Source organism: Cellulosimicrobium sp. CpK407 (genome assembly GCF_051844275.1).
Lineage (GTDB): Bacteria > Actinomycetota > Actinomycetes > Actinomycetales > Cellulomonadaceae > Cellulosimicrobium > Cellulosimicrobium cellulans_G.
Window position 1 is genome coordinate 1 of record NZ_JBGNYC010000108.1, and the last position, 592, is coordinate 592.

Here is a 592-nt window from a genome sequence, read left to right on the forward strand (position 1 = left end):
CGCTGGATCTTCTGGATGTGGCGCGTGGTCAGGGGTTCATCGAGTTCGCGTTCACCTCCGAGGTCCCCGACCCGCCCGCGTGCGAGCAGACCGTGACCGAGCCCGCGATCACCTCCACCCGTCAGGGTGTGCTCAACGGCACCGGGACCGGCACCCCGACCTCCACCGCCGCCATCACCCTGGCCGAGTACACCGCCACCGGGGACCCCTGCCCCGACGAGCTCCAGGCAATCACCGACGAGTACACCACCGTGCAGGACACCACCTTGACCGGCAACGTCCTGGACAACGACGTCATCCCCGACGGATCCACCATCACCGTCACCGGCCCGGGCGCCGGCCCCTGGCACGGTGACCTGGTCCTGAACGAGGACGGCACCTTCACCTACACCCCGGCCCCCGGGTACGTCGGCACCGACTCGTTCAGCTACACCATCACCGACCAGGACGGCAACACCTCCGTCGGCACCGTCAACATCACCATCACCGAGGACGAGAACGGCATCCCCCTCGTCGCCCCCGGCGCCGCCGCCACCGCAGGCCTGCTCGGCCTGGCCGGCCTCGGACTCGGCTACACCCGCCGCAAGCGCGA

At 69.9% G+C, this 592-nt stretch carries 1 protein-coding gene; it reads left to right on the forward strand.

Annotation, left to right across the window (positions count from 1 at the left end; all coding sequences use genetic code 11):
* The coding region (locus ABWU78_RS20925) for an Ig-like domain-containing protein (protein WP_439159397.1) at positions 1–592 on the forward strand (592 nt) is incomplete at both ends.